This is a genomic window from uncultured Pseudoramibacter sp., from assembly GCF_903789625.1.
Taxonomy (GTDB): Bacteria; Bacillota; Clostridia; order Eubacteriales; family Eubacteriaceae; genus Pseudoramibacter; species Pseudoramibacter fermentans.
Genome location: NZ_CAIFFF010000014.1, coordinates 1 through 24477 on the forward strand (window position 1 = coordinate 1; position 24477 = coordinate 24477).

A 24477-nucleotide genomic window follows, 5' to 3' on the forward strand; every position below is an offset into this window, starting at 1 on the left:
GCTATAAAAAAACAAAGCCTAGAGCGTTTCCCTCTAGACTTTGTCGACAGTCTGAGTCGAAGTGAACTTCACTTCGACTTTTTCTTTTCGACTTTTTTCTTCTTACCGTGATGCTGGCTTTTTCGGGCGTGATGCCCTTTTTTCTTTTTATCTTTCTTCTTGCCCGCGATCGACGCCGACACGACGGTGCGCTTGATCCGCGCGCCGTCCAACCCCGCGATGACCTTAGCCACCTGATCGTCGGCCACCACCGCCGTCGAGAAATGCCCGAACACGGCGATGTCCCCGACCTCATCGCTGGAGATCCCCGATTCACCGCAGATCGCGCCGAGAATGTCGCCCTTCTTCGCGCCGTCCTTCTTTCCCGCGCTGATCATAATCGTCACGCCCGACCGCGGATCCCGATGGCCGCGGCCCTTCCGGCTCTTCCGGCCGCCTTTCTTCCCTGCGCCGACGGTCTGAATCTGGTCGTTGAGGTCGGTCTCGGCGTAATCGGTGATCGGCATAGACTGCCTGAGCAGCGCCACAGCGATCTGCGCGTCTGAATAGCCCTTGTCTCTGAGGGCATTCAAAATACCGTTATAAATGCCGGCCGCATCGCCGCTTTCTGGATTGGTGCGCATGTCTTCGCAGGCCGCAGCGAGCTTTTCGGTCATCTGCCGGCTCTTGAGCACCTGAATTTCCGACCCCGTCGGAATGGTCTCCCGGGTCATTTTCTTTTTTGTGTAGGCCTCGATCTTTTCAAGGTGGAAGCGGTCGCGGTTCTGGGCCAGGGTCAGCGACGTGCCCTTGCGCCCGGCGCGGCCAGTCCGGCCGATCCGGTGGACGTAATCCTCCGCGTTTTCCGGCACGTCGTAATTGATGACGAGGTCGATGTCGTCGATGTCGATACCCCGGGCGGCCACATCCGTCGCGACGAGGGCCCCGTGCTTCGAGCGGGTGAAACGTCTGAGCACCGCCTGTCTAGCCGATTGGTCGATATCGCCGTGGAGCTTGCTCACCGGGTACCCTTGATCGATCAGCTGCATCGCGACGGTATCGACTGCGCGTTTGGTATTGCAGAATATCAGCGCCTTCTGCATCTCAAACACCTCGAGGAGGCGCATCAGCGCTTCAAGCTTCATCCCTTTTTTCACGACAAAGACCTTCTGGTCGATGCCCGAGGCAACAATGCGTTTCGGCGCCACCTCGATTTTTGCCGGATCGCGCTGGAAACGTCTGGCCAGCTCAAGAATCGGCTTCGGCATCGTCGCCGAGAACAGCGCCGTCTGAACTGGATGGCCAATCTGGGACAGAATCCCTTCGATGTCGTCCCGGAAGCCCATGTCGAGCATTTCGTCGGCTTCATCCAGTACGGCGATTTTTAAATGATCGAGCTTCAGGGTGCCGCGGCGCAGATGGTCCAGCGTGCGCCCCGGCGTGCCGACGACGATCTGCGCGCCGCCGCGCAGGGCCGCGAGCTGGCGGTCAAAACGTTCGCCGCCGTAAAGCAGAGCCACGGAAAGGGCGTCGTCAAAAGCTGTAAGCTTGTCGAATTCGCCGGCGACCTGAATAGCCAGCTCCCGGGTCGGCAGCAGCACGAGCACCTGGGGATGTCTTTGTGCTGCGTCGATTGCCGTAACAGCGGGGACCGCGAAAGCGAGAGTCTTGCCCGTCCCGGTCTGCGAACGGCCGATGACGTCTTTTCCCTCTAATAATACGGGAATCGCCCGTTCCTGAATCGGCGTCATCTCCACAATTCCCATTTGATCGACCGCCTGAAGGGTCGTTTCCCGAATAGCCAATGTGCTGAATTTCATAAATCTCCTTTAAATTAAAAAAATAGACGCCAGACAAACGCCTGACGCCTTGCCAATATATTATGAAGTTATTTTGCCGACCGCTTCGTCAGCGCCAGAAGCGCCTTGCCGATGACGGTAACGAGAATCGCGGTGACGATGGCTTCCGGAATGCCATTGCCGGCGACCACGCCCATAATCACCTTGAACACCGCGCTCATGGAACTGCCGATGCTCTTGGCATATTCCTGAGCCAGCAGCAGGTAAATGCTGCCCATCACAAGGGCAGTGTTCGTCATCGCGCCGGCCGCGCCGGTGATCGCGAGCGCCGGGATGTCATTCATCTTGACCTTTTTCAGTCCGCGCCAGAGCCATCCGGCGACGATACCGATGCAGATCCGGCATCCGAGAGCGATCCAAACGGCCTTGACCGCACCGGCCGCGTTCATCGCGAGTGCCGGAGAAAAGGCAAAGCTCATCGGTGTCGGCGCAACAGTTGCGTTGACCATCGAGCAAATGCCAAAGACGCCGCCTAAAATGGCGCCGGCCAAGGGCCCCAGCAGAATGGCACCGATGACGACCGGTATTTGAATCGTCGTCGCCTTGATAAACGGAAGCGGGATCAATCCCAACGGCGTGAAAGCCAGCAATACGATGATTGCGGCAAACATTGCCAACGTGACCAGCCAACGGGTCTTCTGCTTTGAACTATTCTGTTTTTTCATATTAAACTCCTCACTACCTTTTCGGTCTCTCCGAATAAAGTGTGTATTTTAAAAACAGGTCTATTTTATCACACGGCGCCCCTTCTGTCAATCTTAATGTTTTCCCTAGATTTTGCCGGCTTTCTTGTCAAAATCCGGAAATGATGATAAAATAACACCGGAATTTTGAGAAATACGATTTTACCAATGATTTACGATTTTTTGTATAAATAAAATAAGGAAATAAAAGGAAGGTTGTCTATGATGGTACAAGATGCGATCCAGACTGCGTTAATCATTCTGGGTCTGCCTTTTACGATTTACGGTGTGTATTACGTCATCATCGGCGTCATGGGATTGTTCAAATCAAAGGAATATCCTCAGGCGCCGCCGCAGAAGAAATTTGCCGCGGTCATCGCCGCGCGCAACGAAGCCGGAGTCGTCGGTAATTTGATCGACTCCCTCAAGGAACAGCATTACCCGAAGGAACTCTACGACATTTACGTGCTGCCGAACAACTGCACCGACAACACTGAAAAAGTGGCCCTGGCCCACGGCGCTAAAACGTTCCACTGCTCCTCGGCGGTGCATTCAAAGGGCGGCGCCCTCGAAGAATTTTTCGACGACACCTTCGCTCACAACGACATTTACGACGGCTTCTGCATCTTCGATGCCGATAATCTCGTTCAGCAGGATTTCTTCCAAGCGATGAACAACGCGATGTGCGCCGGCGTCGAAATCGGTCAGGGCTACCGCGAAAGCAAGAACCCGAAAACCTCGTGGGTTTCGGGCTGCCAGACGATTTTCTACTACACGGTCAACCGGTTCATCAACCAGGCCCGCCAAAATGTCGGCCTTTCCGCCGCCCTCAACGGCACGGGCTTCATGGTTTCGGCCAAGGTCTTAAAGAAAGACAATTCGGGCTTCAGAACCTTCAGCCTGACCGAAGACATCGAATTCACCACGCAGAACATCATCAAAGGGCAGTACGTCTCCTGGGTGCCGGACGCCCGGACCTACGACGAACACCCGATCGATTTCAAGACCTCGTGGAAGCAGCGCAAACGCTGGTCCACCGGCACGATCCAGTGCTTCTCCTACTACACGCCGAAGCTCTGGCAGAGCTTTAAAGAAACGCACCGCCTCGGCTGCATCGACATGATTCTCTACCTGTCGGCGCCGCTGCTCCAGGTCATTTCCACGATTTACAGCTTTGTGTCGTTTATTATCATCATGATGATTTCGATCAACCTGCAGATTCCGCAGACGCAGAATTACCTCTCAATCGCCGGAAGCGCTGTGGGCATTCTGCTGACCATCCAGTTCACCCACTGGCTCGTCCGCCACGAACATCACAAAAACAGCTCGGTCAAGACGTCGTCTTATTTCACCTGGTGGTTCTTTATCGTATCGTGGACGGTCATCAATTTCGCCTGCATCCTCAAGCCGCTGACTACCTGGGAACCGATCGCACACACTGAAAGTTTCACCTTGTCGCAGCTTAAATCGAATCTGCAGATCGAAAATTCTTCTAATTAAATCTTCTAAAAATATCTATTGACAAGTTCAAAGGCACAGCTAAATCAATCGGCTGTGCCTTTTTTATCGTATTATTTTATTTGCATTATTTACAGTGAGGCGCGTTTAAGCATTAAAAAAGCGCCTATTCCCTTTTATTCAAGAGAGAAGATAGACGCTATAAAGATTTACTTCGATTTGCGGTGGTTTTTCATGTAATTGCGGATGTGTTCGAGATCTTCCTTTGAGATGATGATTTCCGAATCGCCGCTGTCGAGGAGGATTTCGTCGTCCTGAATGTTGTAGTCCGACTTTTTCACGCGGTGCGCTTCGACCGGCTTTTCGGCCGTCGCCGCCGGCGCTTCAATCACGTTTTCGACTTGGTCAATGGATTCGATCTGCTGGGCTACAGCAATGACGTTGTCGATCGCCGCAGTGGTCAAATCGCCTTTGCTTTTGGTGCCGTCCAGCTGACCGATCAGCTCGCGGCTCGTCGTCACAAAGGGTTCGTCTGTCCTGAAGGCGAGAAGCCTTTCAAGGGAGGCCTTGAGACGGGCGGACACTTCGGTGTACACGTCGTCGGAAACCTCTGCGCTTAACACGTCGATAAAATCGTTGAGGTCGTCTTCAACGTCCCGCTGCGCTGTCTGGTCTTCAGACTCAGCCGCCGCTTCAGCCTCAGGCGCTGCCGTTTCTGGTACGGCGGGTTCGGCTTCATCAAGCACTTCTTCGCGTTCTGGCGCTTCTGCTGTCTCTGCCGCCGGTGCTTCAGCCTCGGATTCGGTTGTCGGTTCAGAAACCGGTTCTTCCTGCTCGGTGTCTTCGATCTCAGCGGTCTCTGATGCCGCTTCGCCTTCACCGTCGTCGGACGCCGGCGCTGCTTCTTGTTCAGGTGTTGTCTCTTGAGCTGGATTTACTTCCTGTTCGGGCACCGCTTCAGGCACTTCTTCTTGAGTTTGTTGAATGGCTTCAGCATCTTCAATATCTTCCTCTTCTTCGAGGTCATCGTCTTCCGATGTGAACAGGCCGGACCCTTCCGATCCAAAATCCTCATCGTCGTCGTCCAGCCAATCGAGGGCTGTGCCGCTGCCCGATGCCTCGGTTTGATCCGCCGCGTCTGATGCTTCGGAAGCTTCGTCTGCTTCGTCAGCGTCATCCAATACGCTGCCTCTGAGCAGCCAGCTGACCTTGTGATCTTTGTCATCTTCAGCTGCTGCTGCTTCGTCCGCAGCCGCTTCTTCTTCAGCCTCAAGCACCCCTTCCGGCGCTTCGCCGTCTGTATCGGTCTGGGCGGAGTCTGCCGCATCCGCCGGCACAGCCTTGCGCTGTCTGCGCTGCCAGAAAACGTGGACCAGCATCACGAGAATCAAGTCCGCCGCCGCCGTCATGATCAGAAAGCGCTGAGACAGGCCGTAGACCATGACGTACTCGACGATCACGACGGCCGCTTCTTCAATGGCGACGATCACCACGGTGTGCCAGAGCTTGTCACAGAAACCCGTAAAATCTCCGAGCGCCACAATCAGCAGACGGATGCAGAGCATGAACAGCACGACCGTCATCAGATCGGTCCTGACCTCCGCGTTAAAGACGAATTTGGATACGCCCAGCATGCCGAAGTTGCCGACCGCCAGCGCGATACAATCAAAGATATATAAAAGCCATCTCCGGCTTTTTTGATCTGTCATAAATTCAACTCCTCAGTTTATGATAGTGTTATTATAACAAATGTTCCTTCAAATGTATATTTTTTATCATTGTAATTCACAATTTATATAATTTTTTGCGATTCAGGGCCACACTTGACAGGTCGTGATATAATAAGTCAGTTAAATTTTAACGTTAGGGAGAAGTATCTTGAATCATCGATCAAAACAGCGAAGACCTTTAACCGAAAGCGAACGCGCTGAACTGGCCCGTCAAAGACGGCTGGCTGAGCGTTCCGGCGCGAACCGAGCGAACCGATCAGCTCAAAGATCTTCAACCGTCCATAGAACGGCCCAATCAGCCCGCCCGTCGAGCCGTGCTGCCCGCCCTGTCCGAAACCTTTCGTCGAAGCCGCCGAAGCGGCCCAGCACGTCGCAGGCTCAAAGGCGCCCTGCCAGCCGGACGGCCCAGCCCCAAAAACGCCGGACAGCTTCTGCGCAGGGCGTCAGCCGCCCGCCGCAGAAGAGAACCACGCGAACCGCGGCGTCACCCGGCTCCGCGCGTCGAACGAACGGCCAGCCGCAAAGACGCCAGCCCCGAAATGAGGGTCAGCGGATCGTCCACCGGACCACTGGCCGCATTCAACGCCCCGACGCTTCCGGCCAAGGCCGGCAGCCAATTAGACGGCGCACCTCTGGCACAAACCGGCGCCAGTCCAATGGCAGCCAGCGGCACCGCGTCCGCCCGGCCGGACAGACCCCACGGCGCAACACCGGACGCCGGACCGGCAGCCCGGCTGTTCCAGCTGCTCACAAAAAGAGCCGCAAAAAGCTCTGGATTTCGCTGATCGCCATCGTCGCGGCGCTGATCTCCGCTGCCTACGTCGTGCTGATCTGGCCTGTTTTCGTAACCGTCAGCCCCTCCCGGGGCATCAGCCTCAAGGCCGCCAGTGAGGCCAGCGGCAAGCGGATCATGAACGTCGCGGTCTTCGGCATCGACTCGCGCTCCGACGTTGCGGGCGCCCGTTCCGACTCGATCATGATCGTGACCAGCGACAACAAGCACAAGAAAATCAAGGCGACGTCGTTGATGCGCGATACCTACGTCCAAATTCCCGGGCACAATTACGGCAAGCTCAACGCTGCCTACGCCTACGGCGGGCCGTCCCTCGCCCTCAAGACCATCAACACGAATTTCGACACGGCGGTCACCGACTACATCACCATCAACTTTGACTGCACCATTAAAGTGGTCAACGCGGTCGGCGGTATTAACGTCGACCTCTCGTCCGACGAAGTCAGCGTCCTCAACGATTACGTCGACAACATTAACCGGACCAACAACAAAAACGCGAAGCACGTGACCGGCAGCGGCACCAAGCATTTGAACGGCGTCCAGGCCCTGGCCTACTCGCGCATCCGCTACGTCGGCAACGGGGATTTCGGGCGCACCCAGCGCCAGCGCACCGTCATGCAGAAGGTTTTGAACAAGGCCAAAAAGATGAGCCTGTCGAAGCAGTACCGCCTCTACAAGACAGTCAAGCCCTACATCAAGACCAACATGTCCAACGCCAAGATTTTCAAATTCTTATTTAATCTCGCGCTGGTCCGGAACGCCACCCTTCAGCAGCAGCAGATTCCTGACGCGAACCAGCTTAGCCTTGGCTATCTCCAGGGCCAGTCCTACGTTTTCCCGACGTCCTTAAGCGAAAACGTGCAGACCCTGCACCTGTTCATCTACGAGCACGACTACACGCCGTCGAGCCGGACCCAGGACATCAGCGATCACATCGACACCGTCTGGCAGCAATAAAATAACGGCTTATCTCGCTTGAATCGTGAGCGGAATAAGCCGTTTTTTACGCTTATTTTTCCGAATGCCAATTGCCTGTGCACGCCGAAATGATGTAGCGAGGCCTGTGTTTGGTCTCGAGATAAGTTTTGCCGACGTATTCGCCGATGACGCCGAGGCTGAGCAGCTGAATGCCCCCTAAGAAGCAGACGATACAGGTCAGCGACGCCCAGCCGCCGACGGTGTGCCCGAGGAGGGCCTCGATCAGCGCCCAGAGCACACCAACGAAACCGATCAGACTCACCCCGATGCCGACGTTGGTAATGATCTGGATTGGCTTGATCGACAGGCTCGTGATGCCGTCGGCCGCGAGGCCGATCATTTTCTTCAGCGGATAATGGCTCTCGCCGGCCATGCGCGCGTTCCGCGTGTAATAGACGCAGGCGCTTTTGAAGCCGACCAGCGGAAACATCCCGCGAAGGAAGAGGTTGACCTCTTTAAAATCCGAAAAAGCGTCCAGCACCTGGGACGAAACCAGACGGTAGTCCGCGTGGTTGTACACCACCTCCGCGCCCATTTTGTTTAAAAATTTGTAAAATCCCTGGGCGGTCGTCCGCTTGAACCACGAATCGCTGTCGCGGTTGTCCCGAACGCCGTACACAATGTCGGCGCCGCCGCGGTAGGCGTCGACCATTTCTTCCATCGCGTGCATGTCGTCCTGACCGTCGCAGTCGATCGAAATGGTGATGTCGCAGCGGTCCTTCGCTTCCATCAGACCCGCGAGCACGGCGTTTTGATGGCCGCGGTTCCGGCTCTGACTGATCCCCGCAAAATGCGTGTCCTGTTCGGATAACCCTGTGATGATCGGCCACGTCTGATCCTTGCTGCCGTCGTTGACGAATAAAATCCGACTGTCCTCCGCGATCTTTCCATCTGCGATCATTGCGTTGAGCTCGTCGAGAAACAGCTTCGACGTGATCGGCAGCACGGCTTCTTCGTTGTAGCAGGGCACGACGACGATCAGTCTCGGCCGTTCGCGGTTTTCTTTTGTCTTTACTTCAATACATTCCACAATACAACCTCTATTTGTTTTTTACTGATTATCCGTTTTAATTTTGAACATTTTATTTCAAAAAAGTTAATTAAAAATTAAATTTAGATAAACACATGAAGTCTTTCTTCTCAGTATGCTAAGATAGGTCCGACTGAAATCAATACGCTGCAAAAAGAGGTTACGAAATTGAAATTACGTTACGATTCCCGCCGGTTCAACCGGTTTTTATCCCTTTATTTTGGCTGTGTGCTGCTCCTCGCCGGCGTCTGGTATTTTTACAGCCTGCGGCTGCGCGTGGCGGTGCCTGAAGCGCTGGTGCTCTTTACCCTCACCTTTCTCGGCGTGTTCGCTCTATTTTTGATTTTTAGGTGCATTGACGGCCAGATCGATACTGATGATACTGCTGCCTTCGACCCGATTCGGGCGTTTATTATCTTAGACTTTCTCTTTCTCGGGGTACAACTGCTTATCGTCTATCACGTCCCGATCAAGCCCCACAACGATTTGTACTACGTCTCCCACGCGGCGAAAAACCTGGTGCTCTACGGTCCATCGGCCATTCACGACGGCATGCCGGCCCACCACCACCATTATTTTTACACCTACCCCAACAATCACATGATCCTCGCGCTCCTCGCCGGGATCTACAAAATCGAATACACCCTCACCGGCGGCCTGTCCGACGCCTGCCCAATTTTCGTCAATATGCTCTGCCTCAACTTTTCCCTCGCTCTGGTCTTCGCCACCGGCGAAAAGCTCTACGGAGGCAGGCGGGCCTTTTTCTGCGCCGTCAAATGCCTGTGCTTCATTCCGATGTTTACCTACATCCCGTATTTCTACACGGATTCGATGGCGATGCCCTGGCTGATGGCCTCGGTGTACGCCTACGTCTGCTGGCGCACGGGCCTCGACCGCGGCACCCTGCACTCTCGATCTGCCCGCGCCACTTTGACTCTCGGGCTCTCGATGCTGCTGCTGATGATCGCCTACAAAGTCAAGGGCAGCGCCGGCCTGCTGCTGCCGGCTTACCTGTGCGACATTCTCGTCCACAATCCCGGACATCAGAATAAAACAGCCCGCGCAGCCCAAATGGCCTGGCTGATTGTCGTCTTTGCCCTAAGCGCCAAAATTACTGGCACACTCCTCGTCAAGGGCCTGGATCTCAACGAGAAACTGCTCGCTGAGTACAAATTCCCGATGATCCACTGGGTGATGATGAGCGCCAGCGGCGACGGCGGCTTCCACAAAGCGGATTTCCTCTACACCCTATCCTACTCCGGGCAGGCCGCAAAGACCCACGCCGACTGGATCCGCCTCGGGCAGAAGCTCAAGGACGTGCCGGCCTTTATCGTCCACATGGGCGTCAAGATCGGGCGAACCTGGGGAGACGGCATGTTCAGAAGCGCCCACTACGTCCCGGTGTTTCAACATCTGAGCCTCCGCGTTTTAGCTAACATCCTGTATTTCACGGTGTTTTTCACCACGGAATGGACCTTCATCGAAGAAGGCCGATCGGACAAGCGGCTGAAGGGCCACAGCGATCTGATCAAGCTTGCGCTGCTCTTTCTCGCGCTGTTCCTGCTGCTCTGGGAATCGAAGAGCCGCTACCTCGTCACCTTCCTGCCGCTGTGGGCGCTCATCTAGACGCCAAAAAGCCGACCCTGCGTTTTAATCAAACACAGAGCTGGCTTTCACCAAATCCTTAAACCGTCAGCTGGCACAGGGTGCCGCCCTTTTGATAATGCTTCACGTAATGGGCGGTGCAGCGGTGGTACTTCTTAAAGCACGCCTTTGCCTTTTCCGCGTCACCGTACACCTTCCAGCATCCTGAACACTTGTAATCTCTCCCTTTTTTCCGGATAAAGCCACAGACGTCCTCCAGCGGATAACCGAGAAACAGGCCGATTTCGTGGGGAAATTCGGGATGCGCATTCAGATGCGCGGACAAATGATCGATTTTGCCCGCGATCCCGCCTGCCGGGTAGCGCAGCCGCCGCATCGGCGCCTGCACCTTTGGTTCTCGCATCCGTTCATTTAACGCCGCCTCCCGGTAGACGTACATTAACGCAGCCCGGCCGTTGTAACGCAGACACCGGACGTAAACCCCTTTCTCATTTAAAAGCGCGTTCCAACGCTTAAGCCAGAAGTTCACCTGAGCTTCTTCTTTTTCTCTCGCGTTGAACAGGCTTCCGATTTTCATTCCCGCCAGCGTCGACGCACAATTTCGAATCAACTGCAGATCAGACATGGCTTTATCGTTTTTGAATTACGCTTCGACCAATGCCTTGCCCAACGCCTTGCAGGATTCGGTCGCTTCGTCGTCCAGTGTTTCGTTGCAGATCACCGAATCCGCCGCGCGTTTTGCGCCGATGTTATCGCAGTCGTCTTCCCAATTGCGCATCCATTCGCCGTCGCCCCAGCCGTAGGAGCCAAACAGCACGATGTGCTTGCCCTTCAGACTCCCTTTGACGTCGTCGAACATCGGTTCGAATTCGCTGTCTTCCAGCTGTTCAACGCCCATTGACGGGCAGCCGAAGGCGATGCCGACGTCCGCTTCAGAGAGGGCTGGCGAATCGTTGATGCCGTCGCCGGCCATCAATACCGTTCTTCCTTTTTATTTGCCACCTTTTTCGTTTTACACAATAATCTTATTTGCCATCGATTCGTCAATGGCGATCCGGCTGTCCTTGATGGAGACGATGAGGTTGCCGCCCAATTTCTGGACCGGTTTAACCGTCGCGCCGACGACAAAACCTAAATCGTTCATGTGCTTCATGATCTTGTCGTTGCCGCGGATGAATTTAATCATATATTCCTGATTGAGTTCTGCAAGTGATAACGGCATATTGAACTCCTTTTTTACTTTAATTCGATTGACCAATAAAAAACGACCGATCTTCCTGACTGCGTCCGGGAGGCACTAATTCCCTTCGGCGTTATTTCAGGTCAGACCGGCCATTTCTTCGCTGGGACCAACTGAGGTCTCGGATCTATGGATAGATCAAATAGGTGTTTGAACGTTTCAGACCCCTAGGGCTGCCGCGGTTAGCTGAAAGAAGAGGAATCGAGTGATCACTCACGTCGATGAAATAAAACCCGCGCCAGACCATGCGTGCACTAAACGCATTTTTCGTTGATTCAGCGGTCTTTCCCTTTTTAATAATCATCAAAGAAGGAGGACAGACGGCAAAGCCGCCTGCATATTTATATCATGTGGAGAATCCACAGGGAAAGCTAATTCGCTTTGTGTTTTCGGCTGCTGTAGGTGTTGATCCACGCCTTTTGTTCAGGTGTGGGCTCCGTGTGGCAACCGCCGTGGCAGGCACCCGCGCTGGGGCAGTCCCCGCACTGAATGGTGCCGCCGTTTTTGACGGATTTGTGTAAGGACCTCACCGCGGCGACCACGATCAGAACGACGATGAGACCCACAATGATTGAACCTAACATTTAAATCCACCTCTAATCTGTTGTGTTGTAATAATGCTGTAATCATTTAGTTGATCGACACATCTTGTGCCCGAGCCGCATCCATCAGCTTCTTGTTCGGGTCTGGTCTGACGAGCAGATAGACAAATCCGATCATAATCACGATGGCGACAACTGGGCCGATGCCGAAGCCGTGTTCGCCTGCAATCCAGCCGCCGAACTGATTGATGACCAGTGCGACTAAATAAGCGAGCAGGCATTCGTAGCCGATGGCTCTTGCGGTCCATTTGCCAGAGTTCATTTCGGTGCGGATCGCGCCGATCGCTGCGAAGCAAGGTGCGCAGAGCAGGTTGAAAGCTAAGAATGAGTACGCGGTAATCGGGGTGTAGGACTGTGCGACTCTCGCCCACAGATGTGCGCTGCCGGCTTCTGCGTCAGATACAGCGTGGTACAGAATCCCGAAGGTGCCGACGACGTTTTCCTTGGCGATTAAACCGGTGACGGTTGCGACAACTGGTTTCCATGTTCCCCAGCCAAGCGGCATGAAGATGAAGGCAATGGCATTGCCAATCCCTGCCAACATGGAGTTGTTGATATTTTGAACCATGCCGAAGGATCCGCCTTCGACGCCGAAGGCCTGGAGGAACCAAATCAGGATGGTGGCTAACGTAATAATGGTGCCCGCTTTTTTCAGGAAGTGAGAAGCTCTTTCCCAAACCGATCTGAGCACGTCAACTGGACGCGGCCAGTGATAGGCCGGCAGTTCCATGACGAATGGGGCCGGATCGCCTGCGAACCATTTGGTTTTCTTTAAAATGATCCCGGAGCAGATGATGGCCGCAATCCCCATGAAATAAGCGGAGGTGGCAACAGCGCCGCTGCCGCCGAACACAGCGCCTGAGATCAATGCGATGATCGGCAGTTTCGCTGAACACGGCATGAACGTCGTCGTCATGATGGTCATGCGGCGGTCACGTTCGTTTTCAATGGTTCTCGTCCCCATAACCCCAGGGACGCCGCAGCCGGTCCCGATCAAAATCGGAATAAAGGATTTACCAGACAAGCCGAATTTTCTAAATACACGGTCGAGGACGAAGGCGATTCTTGCCATGTAGCCGCAGCTTTCCAGCAGGGCCAGGAAGAAGAAGAATACCATCATCTGCGGCAAAAAGCCGATGACCGCGCCGACCCCGGCGATGATCCCATCGACGACGAGGCCTGTCAGCCATGGGGCAACCGAGGCGGCTTCCATCGCGCCGCGGACCCCGTTGGTGATCCAGTCCCCAACGAGCACGTCGTTGACCCAGTCTGTGGCCATCGTCCCGATTGTCGTAATGGAGATGTAGTAAACTAAAAACATGATGCCAACGAAAATCGGGAGCCCCAAGATTCGGTTGGTGACAATGCGGTCGATTTTATCGGAGACGGACAGCTTTCCGGCGTTTTTCTTGACGTAAGTATCTTTCACCCAGTCGCCGATGATGTCGTAGCGTTCGCTGGTGATAATGGATTCGGCGTCGTCGTCCATTTCCTTTTCGCAGGCGATAACGTCTTCTCTCGCGTGGGCGACCATCTTCGGATCCAGGTGAAGGTTGGCCAGCGCCTTTTGGTCGTTTTCAAAAACCTTGACGGCGTACCAGCGCTGTTCTTCTTCCGGCATATCGTGGAGCAGGGCTTCTTCGATATGGGCCAGGCAATGTTCTACCGGGCCGGAGAAGCGGTGCGGCGGGAGGTATGTTTCGCCTGAATTGGCGAGGTTCACGGCCGTTTCGACCAGCTCGTTGACTCCGCGGCCCTTCAGCGCTGAAATTGGCACGACCGGGCAGCCTGTGATCTTGGACAATTTCTTGTAGTCCACCTTGTCGCCGGCTTTTTCGATCAAGTCGAGCATGTTGACGGCGATGACCGTCGGAATGCCGCATTCCAGAACCTGTGTCGTCAAGTACAGGTTGCGTTCCAGGTTGGAGCCGTCGATGATGTTGATGATGGCGTCCGGTCTTTCCTGAATGATGTAATCTCTGGCAACCACTTCTTCCAACGTGTACGGAGACAGTGAATAAATCCCCGGCAGGTCGGTGATTGTGATATCCTTGTGGCCCTTCAGTCGGCCTTCTTTCTTTTCAACCGTAACTCCTGGCCAGTTCCCGACGTACTGGTTCGCCCCTGTCAGTGAGTTGAACAGCGTCGTCTTCCCACAGTTCGGGTTGCCGGCCAAGGCAATAATCTTTGACATGATTTCTCCCTTTTTTCCTCTTTATTCCACTTCGACCATCCCCGCGTCTTCTTTTCGAAGACTCAGTTCGTAATTGCGTACCGTGATTTCAATCGGATCACCAAGGGGTGCGACCTTGCGGATATAAATGTCCTGACCCTTCGTCAGGCCCATATCCATGATCCGCTTTTTGATCGGGCCGGCGCCGTGAATCTTTTTAATCTTTACGGTGCTCCCTACCTTGGCGTCTTTGAGCGTTGCCATTGACATGCCTCCTTCATCAGATGTTTAAATTTAAAAATATAAGTCCAGTCGTTTGGCTTCACAAACACAATTTGTTAATCAGAACTATGTTCGTTTTCCCTAACGGCAATGAGAGTTTATCACCCCTTATTTTGTTTGTCAAGGCATAACAAACATTTTTGTTTGAATTATCAAACTTATTTTTTCTAGTTTATAATTGCTATAAATTAAGTTTTGACATATAAAATAAAATCGTTTAAATCTTTATACCCTACTGAAAAGCTGGTATAATTGAAAATAGAATTCTTAAGGAGGTCCCTCTCAATGAATCAACCTAAATCGATTTTGATCAAAGATACGACCCGCGAGGAACGGGAGCGCATTGTCGCGCAGGCTTTGAGCGTCTGCGGCGGATCCTGCAATTTCTGCAGCGGCTGCGGCAGCCTCGGAAGCGGACGCCTTGAGGCGATGTACGAGCCTTATTTCGCGGGTGAAAAGGAAATCGCCGAAATCAACATGGCCATCCGCGGCGGCACCGTCAAGGGATAAGCCCTTGATCATCCGAAAATTAAGCAAAAAAATAAACCCGCTTCGCATAAGCTGTTCGCTTGCGAGGTGGGTTTTGCTGTCTGCGTTCTCAGTGCATGTCGCCGTCGTCTGTCTTCAGTTCGAAAGTCAGGCGGATATCCCGGTTCAATGCCTTCGCGAGCCGCATCAAGGTCTTCGCTGACGGGTTCGCATTGCCGTTTTCGATCCGGCTGATATCGCTCTGCGAAATGCCGGTTAATTTTGAGAGCTCCTTCTGGGTCATTCCCAGTGCGTGCCGACTGTTGATAATGCCCTGGCTGATTTGTTCGATCAATCCCGGCCATTCATCACTCAGTGTCCAATCTATTGTTTCACTTGTTTTCATGTTGCGCTTCCTTTGTAGTTTCCTTAATGACTCAACCGTTATTTTTTCATGATCTTGTTATATATTATATTAATTTTATCGTAAAAAGACAATATCTTGCCCTTTATTTTTATAATTTTTTAAGTTTATCGGGCAGGGAAAGCTTGATTTCCGGGAGTTTTTCCTCGATTCCTTTGAGCCAAGTCTCGGATTTTTCGCCGGCCACGGCGCCGCCCTGGCGCAGCAGGTCGAGGGTCACCTTGATGAACTGCTGGCGCTCGTCGAGGGGCAGGTTTTTCAGCGCCCGCACGCATTTGGCCAGGGAGACGAGGCGCTTGTTGGACAGATCGTCCATCTGGTCGAGGCCTTCGTTGAAGATGTCGAAAAGGCCGTCGACGAAGTGGCGCCGGTCGGCGTCGCTCTCGCCCTCGATCCAGCGGCTCAGGGTGTCCTCGATGTACAGGCTTAAAGCCGTGCGTGCGCCTGGCACGAAGTCCGTCCCCAGCACCTGCCAGCTGAAGCCGTCGTGCTGGACGATGCCCTGGGCGTCGCTTGCGACGACGGCGTGAGGCGGCACGTTGGCCAGCAACACGCCGATGACCGACCCGGCGGGAATGATGCTGACGATTTTGTCCCGCACCGAGAGGTAGCCCGCCCGGCTGACGAAGGCCTCCCGAAAGCCCGGACCGTCGTTGTTGTAGATCCGATGGATCCGCTCTCTAACGCCCGGTGCGGCCATCGCCGCCGCGTACACCGCGAAATTGCCGCCCTTGGAGTGGCCGCCGGTCATAAGCGTCCCCCTTCGTCCGACGAAGTGGCGGTTTAAATAGGCCGCTGACTGGCGCTGGCCCTCGGTTTCTGCGAGGTAAGAAATATTGAAATCCTCTTTCCAGCCGACAAAGGAGTCGTCGGTGCCGCGGAAAGCTGTGTAATAGCGGTGATGGGGCATCTCGAAGGTCACCGCCGCCATCTGCCCCTCCGCCGAATGGCTCACCCGGCTGATGAAGGCGTGCATCTTGACGTCCCGAAACCGCCGGGTCCCGGCCGACGCCGCGAGCAGCGCCACGGATTTGCGCTTGTAGACCGAAAAGACCGCGGCCTGCTCCGGATCCTCGGCGGCCTGGTAGCGCGCCGCCGCCTCGGCGATCGTGACGCCGGGGTCCCAGCTCTCGGGCACCGCCTTTTCGAGATCAACGTAAACCAGCTCGGAAAAAATCAGGTTGTCGACGGCGTTAAACCCGTCCACCTCCATCGGGATATCGCCCCGCCATTTCAAATAATCGAAGACATTCCCCACAGCGCCGCTCCTTTCGCGTACATTCTTGAGATTTCATTATACCAAAAAAGCGCCTCCGGGGAATCCACTTCCCCAGAAAGCGCGTTTTGTTTTAAGAATCGAAAGCGTTATTTAGAGATCGGCGATGGCGTCCTTCATCGATTTGACGTAGGCGCCCACCGGTTCCGCCGCGTCGCGGCCGTACTCGGCGAGTCTTCGGACGATGGCCGAGCCGACGATGACGCCGTCGGCCTTCTGGGCCATCGTGCTGGCCTGATCCGGTGTCGAGATACCGAAGCCGATGGCGCAGGGGATGTCGGTGTTCTGTCTGACGACGTCCACAATGGCGCCGATGTCGGTGGTGATGGCCTGCCGTTCCCCGGTGACGCCGAGGCTGGAGACAATGTAGAGAAAGCCCTCCGCTTCCTTGGCGATCATCGCGATGCGGTCGTGAGAGGTCGGCGCGATCATCGAGATCAGGCTCAGGCCGTATTTCTGGCAGGTCGGCTGGAAGTCCGCCTTTTCCTCGTAGGGGACGTCCGGCAGGATCAGCCCGTCGATGCCGATTTCGCTGCAGATTTTGACGAATTTTTCGGTGCCGTAGGAAAAGACGACGTTGGCGTAGGTCATGAAGACCATCGGGATGTCCACGTCACGTCTCAAATCCTTGACAAATTCAAAGATCTTGTCGGTAGTGACGCCGCCGGAAAGGGCCCGGATATTGGCGCCCTGAATGACCGGCCCTTCGGCGGTCGGGTCGGAGAACGGAATGCCGAGCTCGATCAAGTCGGCGCCGTTCGCGGCCGCCTGGCGGACGACCTTGCCGGTAGTTTCGAGATCCGGGTCGCCGCAGGTGATGAAAGCGACGAAGGCCTTGCCGTGATCAAAGGCCTTGGCAATGCGGTTGGTGTGTTGTTCAGTCATGGAGATCCTCCCCTCTGTAGCGTGCAATGGCGGCGACGTCCTTGTCCCCGCGTCCTGAAAGCGTGACGACGATAATCTGATCCTTGTCCATCTTCGGTGCGATTTTCATCGCGTAGGCCACCGCGTGAGCCGATTCGATGGCCGGGATGATGCCTTCGATCTTCGACAGGTATTCGAAAGCTTCGACGGCTTCCTCGTCGGTGATCGCGACGTATTGGGCGCGGCCGATGTCGTGCAGGTGGGCGTGTTCCGGCCCGATGCCCGGGTAGTCCAGCCCTGCCGAAATGGAGTAGACCGGCGCGATCTGGCCGTATTTATCCTGGCAGAAATAGGATTTCATGCCGTGGAAGATGCCGAGGCGGCCGGTGTTGATCGTCGCCGCCATTTCAAAGGTGTCGATGCCGCGGCCCGCCGCTTCGCAGCCGATGAGCTTGACGTCCTTGTCGTCGATGAAATTGTAGAAGGAGCCGATGGCGTTGGAGCCGCCGCCGACACAGGCGATGACGGCGTCGGGCAGCCGGCCTTCCTTTTCGAGGATCTGCGCCTTGGTTTCCTTGGAGATCACCGCCTGGAAATCCCGGACGATGGTCGGGAACGGATGGGGCCCCATCACGGAGCCGAGGCAGTAATGGGTGTCGGCGATCCGGCTCGTCCATTCGCGCATCGCTTCGGAGACCGCGTCCTTCAGGGTGCCGGTGCCAGAGGTGACGGGCACGACGTCCGCGCCGAGGAGGCGCATCCGGTAGACGTTGAGGGCCTGGCGCTTCGTGTCCTCGATGCCCATGAAGACGACGCATTCCATGCCGAGGAGCGCCGCTACCGTCGCCGTCGCGACGCCGTGCTGGCCTGCGCCGGTTTCGGCGATCAGCCGGGTCTTGCCCATTTTCTTAGCCAGCAGCGCCTGCCCCAGCACGTTGTTGATCTTGTGGGCGCCGGTGTGGTTCAGATCCTCCCGCTTCAGGTAGATCTTCGCGCCGCCGAGGTCTTCGGTCATGTGCTTGGCTTCGTAGAGCATAGACGGCCGGCCGGCGTAGTTGACCATCAAATCGTTCAGCTCGCGATTGAATTCCGGGTCGTCCTTGTAGTGATTGTATGCCGCTTCGAGTTCGATGACTGCGTTCATCAGCGTTTCCGGAATGTACTGGCCGCCGTGAATGCCGAAGCGTCCCTTTGGATTCGTCATGATTATGTCCTTTCTTTCAAAATTCAAAAATTCAAATTATATTTTTTCTTCTTTATATATTAGATATATTAGCGTCAAAGCGGCGGACCTGTTCGACAAAGCGCCGCATCTTTTCGCTGTCTTTTCTGCCGTCGGTTTCGATGCCGGAACTGACGTCGACGCCCCAGGGGTGGAGCGTTACGAGGGCCTCGGCGATGTTGTCCGGGGAAAGGCCGCCGGCTAAGAGGTAGGGCCGGCTGACCGCCTTGGCGAGATCCCAGTTGAAGGGATGGCCGGTGCCGCCGCCCTTGGCGTCGAGGAGGATATGGTCCGCCGGGCTGGCCGCCGCCCGGGGGATGTCCCCTGCCCCGCGCATCGCCACGGCCTGAATGACCGGGCAGTTTCCGCCGGTGAGGGCTTTGACCTGAGCGACGACGTCGTCCGTCTCGCTGCCGTGAAGCTGGGCGGCGTCGATCACGCCGTCCGCGAACAGTTTAGCGATCACCGCCGGGTCCTCATCGACGAAGACGCCGACGGCTTTAATCTTATGATCAAGGGCCGCTTTGAGCGCTGCCGCCTGATCGGGGGTGACGGCCCGTTTGCTCTTCTTCGCGAACACGAAGCCGATGAAATCAGGCCCGAGGGCGTTGGCCGTTTCGATATCCTCTGGGCGCATCATCCCGCAGAGCTTGATGTGGGTGGCCATCAGGCTTCCCCCTTCAAGCTTCTCAGCGCCGCCGTCTTGTCTTCTGCCCGCATCAGCGCCTCGCCGACGAGCACGGCGTCGGCGCCGGTTTTCCGGATGGCCTGGACGTCCGCCGCCGTTTTGACGCCGGATTCGGAGATGAAGACCACCTCTGGCGGCACCAGATCCCGCAGCGCCGCGCTGTTGCCGGTGTCGACGGTGAAATCCTTCAGGTTGCGGTTGTTGACGCCGACGATCCGCGCCCCGGCGGAGAGGGCCGTGGCGATTTCGTCCGCGTCGTGGGCTTCGACCACCGCCGAGAGCCCCAGGGCGTCGCAGCGCTTCAGGTAACGGCGCAGATCGTCCGGCTCGGTGATCGCGACGATGAGCAGCACCGCCGACGCGCCGAGGACCTTCACCTGATCGATCATATAAGTGTCGACGGTGAAATCCTTCCGAAGCACCGGAATACGCACCTGATTCGTGATCGCCTGGAGGTAGGCGTCTTTTCCGAGAAACCATTTGGGCTCGGTCAAGCAGGAGATAGCGTCGGCGCCGGCCCGTTCGTAGTCCTCCGCGATTTCGAGGTACGGGAAGTCCGGTGCGATCAGGCCCTTTGAGGGGGAGGCCTTCTTGCACTCGCAGATGAAGGACAGGCCTGGCTTTTTGAGGGCCCGCTCAAATTCGAAATGGCCGGGTTCCAGGCTGTCGGCCGCCGCCCGCATCGCGTCCGCGCTGACTGCTGCTTTCGCCGCGGCGACCCGTTCCCGCGCGTGATCCGCTAATTGGTCCAGAATGTTTTTCATCTTACGCCTGGCTCGTTTCGATAATGGTTTCAAGCTGAGCCGCCGCCGCGCCGGAATCGATCAGTTCTTCCGCGCGCTTGACGCCGTCGGCCATCGTGTCGGTCTTTTCCGCGATGGTCAGGGCGGCCGCCGCGTTGAGCACCGCCGCGCCGCGCTTCGGCCCCCTTTCCTTCCCGGCGAGGATGTCTCTTAAGATCTGGGCGTTTTCTTCAGGGCTGCCGCCGCGGATGTCGTCCTTCGTGCCGCGCTTCAGGCCGAAGTCTTCCGGCGCGATGGTCGTCGTCCGGTACCAGCCGTCCTTAAATTCGCAGAGCTTGGTCGGCGCCGAAATCGAGATTTCGTCGAGCTTGTCGGTGCCGTAGACCACCATGCCCCGCTTGACGCCCAGCTGGGTCATGACCTGGGCCAGGGGCTCGACCAGGTAGCCGTCGTACACGCCGAGAAGCTGCATGTCCGGCCGGCACGGGTTGGTCAAAGGCCCTAAGATATTGAACACGGTGCGGAAGCCCAGCTCCTTGCGGATCGCACCGACGTATTTCATCGACGTGTGGTATTTCTGGGCGAAGAAGAAGCACATGTTCGCCTTCGCGATCATTTCCTTCACCTTGTCCGGGTCCTGTTCGATGTTGACGCCGAGGGCTTCGAGGCAGTCGGCCGTCCCGCATTTGGAGGAGGCGGCGCGGTTGCCGTGCTTGGCAACCTTGACCCCGCCGGCCGCCGAGATGATGGCCGCCGTCGTCGAGATGTTGAAGCTCTGGGCGTTGTCGCCGCCGGTGCCGACGATTTCCAGCACCGGTTCGTCGAAGTGGACGGGCGTGGCGTGTTCGCGCATCGCCGCCGCGCAGCCGGAAATTTCCGCGATGGTTTCGGCCCGGGTGCTCTTGGTGGACAGCGCCGCGAGGAAGGCCGCGTTCTGGGTCGGGGTGGTCTTCCCGCTCATGATTTCGTTCATCACGGCGTAGGCTTCGTCGTAGGTTAAATCTTCTTTGCTGACGATTTTGATAATGGCTTCTTTGATCATGGGGTCTCCTTTACTGTTCTGCGATCGTTAAAAAATTCTTCAAAATTTGTTTGCCCTTGGGGGTCAAAATCGACTCCGGATGGAATTGAATGCCGTAGATTTTTTTCGCCTCGTCGGCGATGGCCATGACCTCGCCGTCGTCGGTTTCGGCGATGACTTTGAGGTGATCCGGCAAGGTGTCCCGGTCGACGGCCAGCGAGTGGTAGCGCCCGGCCTGGATCACCTTCGGGCAGTTCGCAAACAGCGGACTGGCTTGATCCAAGGTGACGGCCGAGGCCTTGCCGTGCATCAGCTTGGCCGCGTAGGTGACGGTGGCGCCGAGGGCTTCGCCGATGGCCTGATGGCCGAGGCAGATGCCGAGGATCGGGATTTGCCCGCCGAGGCTTTTCACGACGTCCTCGATGACGCCGGCGTCTTTCGGGCGCCCCGGCCCGGGCGAGAGGATGATCGCGTCCGGGGCCATCGCTTCGATCTCGGCGACGGTTTTGTCGTCGTTGCGGATGACGGTGATCGACGGGTCGAGGCTCCCGACCACCTGGTACAGATTGTAGGAAAAGCTGTCGTAATTATCGATGAGTAAAATCATGCGTCGACCTCCTCAGCCAGCTTCAGGGCCTCGACAACCGCCTTGGCCTTGTTCAAGCATTCCTGATATTCCTTTTCCGGGACGGAATCGGCGACGATGCCGGCGCCGCTTCTGACGAAGACCTTGCCGCCCCGCTTGTAGGCCAAGCGGATCGCGATGCCGACGTCCATGTTGCCGGTAAAATCGATGTAGCCGATGGCGCCGCCGTAGATGCCGCGCTTCTGCCCTTCGAGCTCGCCGATGATCTGACAGGCCCTAATTTTCGGCGCGCCCGACAGGGTGCCAGCCGGCAGGGCCGCCGAGATGGCGTCCAGGGCGTCCTTGCCGTCCTGGATTCTGCCGCGGACGGTGGAGCCGATGTGCATGACGTGGGAATAGCGCTCTATCACGTGGAGCTTTTCGACCTGGACAGTGCCGAACTGGGAGATGCGGCCCAAATCGTTGCGGCCGAGGTCGACGAGCATGTCGTGCTCGGCCAATTCCTTTTCGTCCTGTCTTAAATCCGCCTCGAGGGCCTGATCTTCTTCATCGGTCGCGCCCCTAGGACGGGTGCCGGCGAGGGGGAAGGTGTGCAGCACGCCGTCCTTGAGCTTGACCAAGGTTTCCGGTGAGGCGCCGGCGATTTCGACGTCGGTGCCGGAAAAATAAAACATGTAGGGCGAGGGGTTGGTGGTGCGCAGCACCCGGTAGGTGTTGAGCAGGCTGCCTTCGTACGGGGCGACGAGGCCGTTGCCGATGACGGCTTGGAAGATGTCCCCTTCCCGGATGTAGGCCTTTGTTTTTTCGACCATGGCGCAGTATTTGTCTTTGTCGAACATCGGGGTGAGCTCGCCTGCAAGGTGGCCGGCCGGCTCTTCCTTCTTGACGCCGTGCTTGATGAGCTCGGCTAGATTCTTCACGTCCATTTCGGCCTTGCGGTAGCCCGTTTCGGGATCGGTCAAATCGGCGTTGGCGATCAGCACGATCTTCTGGGCGATGTGATCGAAGGCGATGACTTTGTCGAAGAGCATCACGTCGATGTCGTTGAAGTGTTCGGGATCGTCCTGGGCGGTGCGGATCGTCGGTTCGGCGTAGCCGAAGCTTTCAAAGGCGAAGTAGCCGACCAGGCCGCCGGTGAAGGGCGGGAACCCTTCGAGCTTCGGGCTTTTGTATTTGGAGAGCACGTCCCGAAGCACCGCCGACGGGTCGTCGGTGGTCAGGCTGACGTCGCCGACCTGCATCTGGCCGTCCTTGCAGGTGATGGCCAGCTTCGGGTCAAATCCGAGGAAGGTGTATTGTCCCCAGTTTTCCCGGTGGACCACCGACTCCAGCACGTAGCAGTGGGCCGACACGTTTTTGAGGATCTTCAGCGCCTCGATGGGCGTGCAGCGGTCGGCGAGGATCTCCGTTTTCACCGGGCAGACCCGGTATTTCCCGGAGGCCGCGACGGCTTTGACTTCCGATAGCTTTGGGTAAACTTCCATGTTCGTTCTCCTTCTCTTGTATTTTCTGATCAACTTTCTGTCCGAGAAGATTTTTTTGTAATAAAAAAGTCCCTGACAGATACATCTGTCAAGGACGAATAATTCTAGATATTCTAAATATACTATCCGCGTTGCCACCTTGATTCACAGGTATGACCCTGTGCCCTTAGCGAAGTACCAACATACTCCCGGCAACTGACGTATGCCCACACGTCGCAGAATACTCGGCATAGCCTTTCACTGCGCCCTCAACGGTCCATTTGTTCAGCTTGTTTTCTCCTCGGCTCTCAGCTCCCCGAAGTCTCTGTATGAGCATCACTGACGTTATCTCCGTCTCAACGGTTTGGTGTTGCTTTATTTAATTTTGTATACAATATAGCACGAATTTTTCGGTTTGTCAAAGGCCAATTTTAATTTTTTTAAGCCGCCCGCCCCACTTTTGTGTATAATGGCTGTAATCAAATCCTTTAAAAAACAAATGAACGAGGTTGTTATGAAATCGAAATCTATTCCTGTTTCGGCCCTTTTGGGCGTGCTCTCGGTGCTCGGCGGGGCCTTTACCTACTCGCAGATCCGCGCGGTAAACCGCCCGCTGATCATCCTGGGCTTCATTTTCGTTGCCGCCGTCGTCGCGGCCGGCATGCTGTGGCTTTTTATCTCGAGCCGCAACGAGGACGACAACAAGGTCTTCCGCACCTGCGGGATCATCTGGCTGGTGTCGCTGATGTTAACGCTGGTGTTTCTCGTCTTCGGGCTGGCTTCCGCTGTCGCGGGATAAAAAAAAGCCGGGAATCTCCCGGCTGATCGCCCATCGGCCGTGCTAGGCCCGGACTTGTGCATCGGCCATCTGCACAGCGGCCGGCGGCGTCATCCACACGGATGCCGCCGCTTTTTTGGTTGACGAAAAATGCCGCCAGCAGGCCAGCCCGATGATGAGCACAAAGATGACAGCGCAGACGATGAGCAGGTTGCGCATGCCTTTTGGATCTGTTTGCATAGCTACTCCTTTATCTCACTCATGTATTTTGGTTTAGTATACACGATTAGGGGCAAAAATGCAAAATGACGCGCTCATTCTTCCTCCCGCTCTGTCCCCCGGGCAGCAGCCAGGCGCTTCTCCAAAACGCGCAGGACCTCGGCGTAGGCCACCGATTTGCCCTGATAAAAAAAGTTGTATGGATTTTTGGCAAGCCGCGCTTCTGTCTTGTCCGAAAGGGCGCGAACGCGGGCGACGAGCCTTTGGATCTCGTCTGCGGATAAGGATTCTTTCATAGCACTCCCCTGTCGGT

Annotated in this window: 26 protein-coding genes; 5 read left to right on the forward strand and 21 right to left on the reverse strand. The window is 56.0% G+C overall.

Annotation, left to right across the window (positions count from 1 at the left end):
- Positions 1-68: 68 nt before the first annotated feature.
- Both QZX60_RS07665 and QZX60_RS07670 read right to left on the reverse strand, forming a co-directional pair.
- Positions 69-1799, reverse strand: a complete 1731-nt coding sequence (locus tag QZX60_RS07665; protein WP_295363260.1) for a DEAD/DEAH box helicase — start codon at positions 1797-1799, stop codon at positions 69-71.
- A gap of 68 nt (positions 1800-1867) precedes the next feature.
- Positions 1868-2503: an ECF transporter S component gene (locus QZX60_RS07670; RefSeq protein ID WP_295363263.1), complete on the reverse strand. Its 636-nt coding sequence runs from the start codon at positions 2501-2503 to the stop codon at positions 1868-1870.
- Between the two features lie 240 nt (positions 2504-2743).
- Here QZX60_RS07670 and QZX60_RS07675 point away from each other — a divergent pair, with 240 nt between their 5' ends.
- Positions 2744-4021: a glycosyltransferase family 2 protein gene (locus QZX60_RS07675; protein WP_295363266.1), complete on the forward strand. Its 1278-nt coding sequence runs from the start codon at positions 2744-2746 to the stop codon at positions 4019-4021.
- Positions 4022-4188: 167 nt separating this feature from the next.
- On the opposite strand, the gene QZX60_RS07680 is transcribed toward QZX60_RS07675, so the two are convergent.
- The gene (locus QZX60_RS07680; RefSeq protein WP_295363268.1) at positions 4189-5688 is read right to left on the reverse strand and encodes a hypothetical protein; all 1500 of its coding nucleotides are present in this window, start codon (positions 5686-5688) and stop codon (positions 4189-4191) included.
- 169 nt (positions 5689-5857) lie between these two features.
- On the opposite strand from QZX60_RS07680, the gene QZX60_RS07685 reads away from it, so the two are divergent.
- Entirely contained in the window at positions 5858-7459 is a 1602-nt protein-coding gene (locus QZX60_RS07685) for an LCP family protein (protein ID WP_295363272.1), read from the forward strand.
- 52 nt (positions 7460-7511) lie between these two features.
- Here the strand turns inward: QZX60_RS07685 and QZX60_RS07690 are convergent, their stop codons facing one another.
- Positions 7512-8510, reverse strand: a complete 999-nt coding sequence (locus QZX60_RS07690; protein WP_295363275.1) for a glycosyltransferase family 2 protein — start codon at positions 8508-8510, stop codon at positions 7512-7514.
- 168 nt (positions 8511-8678) lie between these two features.
- Here QZX60_RS07690 and QZX60_RS07695 point away from each other — a divergent pair, with 168 nt between their 5' ends.
- The gene (locus QZX60_RS07695; RefSeq protein WP_295363277.1) at positions 8679-10136 is read left to right on the forward strand and encodes a hypothetical protein; all 1458 of its coding nucleotides are present in this window, start codon (positions 8679-8681) and stop codon (positions 10134-10136) included.
- 58 nt (positions 10137-10194) lie between these two features.
- Here the strand turns inward: QZX60_RS07695 and QZX60_RS07700 are convergent, their stop codons facing one another.
- The 6 genes from QZX60_RS07700 to QZX60_RS07725 form a co-directional block, all read right to left on the reverse strand.
- Positions 10195-10740 carry a DUF3793 family protein gene (locus QZX60_RS07700; RefSeq protein WP_295363280.1) on the reverse strand — a complete coding sequence of 182 codons (546 nt, stop codon included), beginning with the start codon at positions 10738-10740 and terminating at the stop codon, positions 10195-10197.
- Positions 10741-10758: 18 nt separating this feature from the next.
- Entirely contained in the window at positions 10759-11088 is a 330-nt protein-coding gene (locus tag QZX60_RS07705) for a flavodoxin (protein ID WP_295363406.1), read from the reverse strand.
- Positions 11089-11127: 39 nt separating this feature from the next.
- The gene (locus tag QZX60_RS07710; RefSeq protein ID WP_295363283.1) at positions 11128-11337 is read right to left on the reverse strand and encodes a FeoA family protein; all 210 of its coding nucleotides are present in this window, start codon (positions 11335-11337) and stop codon (positions 11128-11130) included.
- 389 nt (positions 11338-11726) lie between these two features.
- Positions 11727-11939 (reverse strand): FeoB-associated Cys-rich membrane protein, encoded by a 213-nt coding sequence (locus tag QZX60_RS07715; RefSeq protein ID WP_295363285.1) that lies wholly within the window; start codon positions 11937-11939, stop codon positions 11727-11729.
- Between the two features lie 46 nt (positions 11940-11985).
- Positions 11986-14151, reverse strand: coding sequence for a ferrous iron transport protein B (feoB, locus tag QZX60_RS07720; RefSeq protein ID WP_295363288.1), 2166 nt, complete (start codon positions 14149-14151; stop codon positions 11986-11988).
- A gap of 21 nt (positions 14152-14172) precedes the next feature.
- The gene (locus tag QZX60_RS07725) at positions 14173-14394 is read right to left on the reverse strand and encodes a FeoA family protein (protein ID WP_295363291.1); all 222 of its coding nucleotides are present in this window, start codon (positions 14392-14394) and stop codon (positions 14173-14175) included.
- A gap of 303 nt (positions 14395-14697) precedes the next feature.
- Between QZX60_RS07725 and QZX60_RS07730 the strand changes: the two genes are divergently transcribed.
- Positions 14698-14922 carry a hypothetical protein gene (locus tag QZX60_RS07730; protein WP_295363294.1) on the forward strand — a complete coding sequence of 75 codons (225 nt, stop codon included), beginning with the start codon at positions 14698-14700 and terminating at the stop codon, positions 14920-14922.
- A gap of 88 nt (positions 14923-15010) precedes the next feature.
- Here QZX60_RS07730 and QZX60_RS07735 read toward each other — a convergent pair whose 3' ends face one another.
- The 9 genes from QZX60_RS07735 to QZX60_RS07775 form a co-directional block, all read right to left on the reverse strand.
- Entirely contained in the window at positions 15011-15286 is a 276-nt protein-coding gene (locus QZX60_RS07735) for a helix-turn-helix domain-containing protein (RefSeq protein ID WP_295363296.1), read from the reverse strand.
- Positions 15287-15395: 109 nt separating this feature from the next.
- A complete protein-coding gene (locus tag QZX60_RS07740; RefSeq protein WP_295363299.1) occupies positions 15396-16562 on the reverse strand; it encodes an Mbeg1-like protein in 1167 nt (388 codons plus the stop codon).
- Positions 16563-16673: 111 nt separating this feature from the next.
- Entirely contained in the window at positions 16674-17465 is a 792-nt protein-coding gene (gene trpA, locus QZX60_RS07745; RefSeq protein ID WP_295363301.1) for a tryptophan synthase subunit alpha, read from the reverse strand.
- A complete protein-coding gene (gene trpB, locus QZX60_RS07750; protein ID WP_295363303.1) occupies positions 17458-18648 on the reverse strand; it encodes a tryptophan synthase subunit beta in 1191 nt (396 codons plus the stop codon). Before trpB ends, trpA begins: the two co-directional genes overlap by 8 nt.
- Positions 18649-18700: 52 nt before the next feature.
- A complete protein-coding gene (locus tag QZX60_RS07755; RefSeq protein ID WP_295363306.1) occupies positions 18701-19333 on the reverse strand; it encodes a phosphoribosylanthranilate isomerase in 633 nt (210 codons plus the stop codon).
- Positions 19333-20118 carry an indole-3-glycerol phosphate synthase TrpC gene (trpC, locus tag QZX60_RS07760; RefSeq protein ID WP_295363309.1) on the reverse strand — a complete coding sequence of 262 codons (786 nt, stop codon included), beginning with the start codon at positions 20116-20118 and terminating at the stop codon, positions 19333-19335. The genes QZX60_RS07755 and trpC overlap by 1 nt, the downstream gene beginning before the upstream one ends.
- Before the next feature lies 1 nt (position 20119).
- Complete coding sequence (gene trpD / locus QZX60_RS07765) at positions 20120-21139, reverse strand: anthranilate phosphoribosyltransferase (protein WP_295363312.1); 1020 nt, start codon at positions 21137-21139, stop codon at positions 20120-20122.
- Positions 21140-21149: 10 nt separating this feature from the next.
- Positions 21150-21725, reverse strand: coding sequence for an aminodeoxychorismate/anthranilate synthase component II (locus QZX60_RS07770; protein ID WP_295363313.1), 576 nt, complete (start codon positions 21723-21725; stop codon positions 21150-21152).
- The gene (locus QZX60_RS07775) at positions 21722-23188 is read right to left on the reverse strand and encodes an anthranilate synthase component I family protein (protein WP_295363315.1); all 1467 of its coding nucleotides are present in this window, start codon (positions 23186-23188) and stop codon (positions 21722-21724) included. The genes QZX60_RS07770 and QZX60_RS07775 overlap by 4 nt, the downstream gene beginning before the upstream one ends.
- 493 nt (positions 23189-23681) lie before the next feature.
- Between QZX60_RS07775 and QZX60_RS07780 the strand changes: the two genes are divergently transcribed.
- Entirely contained in the window at positions 23682-23966 is a 285-nt protein-coding gene (locus tag QZX60_RS07780; RefSeq protein WP_295363318.1) for a hypothetical protein, read from the forward strand.
- Positions 23967-24008: 42 nt separating this feature from the next.
- On the opposite strand, the gene QZX60_RS07785 is transcribed toward QZX60_RS07780, so the two are convergent.
- Positions 24009-24185, reverse strand: a complete 177-nt coding sequence (locus tag QZX60_RS07785) for a hypothetical protein (RefSeq protein WP_295363321.1) — start codon at positions 24183-24185, stop codon at positions 24009-24011.
- A gap of 74 nt (positions 24186-24259) precedes the next feature.
- Positions 24260-24460, reverse strand: a complete 201-nt coding sequence (locus tag QZX60_RS07790; RefSeq protein ID WP_295363323.1) for a hypothetical protein — start codon at positions 24458-24460, stop codon at positions 24260-24262.
- Positions 24461-24477 lie beyond the last annotated feature (17 nt).

Excerpts from the sequence above, each read along its gene's own strand:
- trpA (WP_295363301.1), bottom strand. The coding sequence starts at position 17,465 with ATGACTGAACAACACACCAACCGCATTGCCAAGGCCTTTGATCACGGC.
- trpB (WP_295363303.1), bottom strand. The coding sequence starts at position 18,648 with ATGACGAATCCAAAGGGACGCTTCGGCATTCACGGCGGCCAGTACATT.
- trpD (WP_295363312.1), bottom strand. The coding sequence starts at position 21,139 with ATGATCAAAGAAGCCATTATCAAAATCGTCAGCAAAGAAGATTTAACC.
- QZX60_RS07700 (WP_295363280.1), bottom strand. The coding sequence starts at position 10,740 with ATGTCTGATCTGCAGTTGATTCGAAATTGTGCGTCGACGCTGGCGGGA.
- QZX60_RS07675 (WP_295363266.1), top strand. The coding sequence starts at position 2,744 with ATGATGGTACAAGATGCGATCCAGACTGCGTTAATCATTCTGGGTCTG.
- QZX60_RS07680 (WP_295363268.1), bottom strand. The coding sequence starts at position 5,688 with ATGACAGATCAAAAAAGCCGGAGATGGCTTTTATATATCTTTGATTGT.
- QZX60_RS07780 (WP_295363318.1), top strand. The coding sequence starts at position 23,682 with ATGAAATCGAAATCTATTCCTGTTTCGGCCCTTTTGGGCGTGCTCTCG.
- QZX60_RS07705 (WP_295363406.1), bottom strand. The coding sequence starts at position 11,088 with ATGGCCGGCGACGGCATCAACGATTCGCCAGCCCTCTCTGAAGCGGAC.
- QZX60_RS07730 (WP_295363294.1), top strand. The coding sequence starts at position 14,698 with ATGAATCAACCTAAATCGATTTTGATCAAAGATACGACCCGCGAGGAA.
- QZX60_RS07770 (WP_295363313.1), bottom strand. The coding sequence starts at position 21,725 with ATGATTTTACTCATCGATAATTACGACAGCTTTTCCTACAATCTGTAC.
- QZX60_RS07670 (WP_295363263.1), bottom strand. The coding sequence starts at position 2,503 with ATGAAAAAACAGAATAGTTCAAAGCAGAAGACCCGTTGGCTGGTCACG.
- QZX60_RS07715 (WP_295363285.1), bottom strand. The coding sequence starts at position 11,939 with ATGTTAGGTTCAATCATTGTGGGTCTCATCGTCGTTCTGATCGTGGTC.
- QZX60_RS07790 (WP_295363323.1), bottom strand. The coding sequence starts at position 24,460 with ATGAAAGAATCCTTATCCGCAGACGAGATCCAAAGGCTCGTCGCCCGC.
- feoB (WP_295363288.1), bottom strand. The coding sequence starts at position 14,151 with ATGTCAAAGATTATTGCCTTGGCCGGCAACCCGAACTGTGGGAAGACG.
- QZX60_RS07665 (WP_295363260.1), bottom strand. The coding sequence starts at position 1,799 with ATGAAATTCAGCACATTGGCTATTCGGGAAACGACCCTTCAGGCGGTC.
- QZX60_RS07710 (WP_295363283.1), bottom strand. The coding sequence starts at position 11,337 with ATGCCGTTATCACTTGCAGAACTCAATCAGGAATATATGATTAAATTC.
- QZX60_RS07785 (WP_295363321.1), bottom strand. The coding sequence starts at position 24,185 with ATGCAAACAGATCCAAAAGGCATGCGCAACCTGCTCATCGTCTGCGCT.
- QZX60_RS07735 (WP_295363296.1), bottom strand. The coding sequence starts at position 15,286 with ATGAAAACAAGTGAAACAATAGATTGGACACTGAGTGATGAATGGCCG.
- QZX60_RS07755 (WP_295363306.1), bottom strand. The coding sequence starts at position 19,333 with ATGGCCACCCACATCAAGCTCTGCGGGATGATGCGCCCAGAGGATATC.
- trpC (WP_295363309.1), bottom strand. The coding sequence starts at position 20,118 with ATGAAAAACATTCTGGACCAATTAGCGGATCACGCGCGGGAACGGGTC.
- QZX60_RS07725 (WP_295363291.1), bottom strand. The coding sequence starts at position 14,394 with ATGGCAACGCTCAAAGACGCCAAGGTAGGGAGCACCGTAAAGATTAAA.
- QZX60_RS07775 (WP_295363315.1), bottom strand. The coding sequence starts at position 23,188 with ATGGAAGTTTACCCAAAGCTATCGGAAGTCAAAGCCGTCGCGGCCTCC.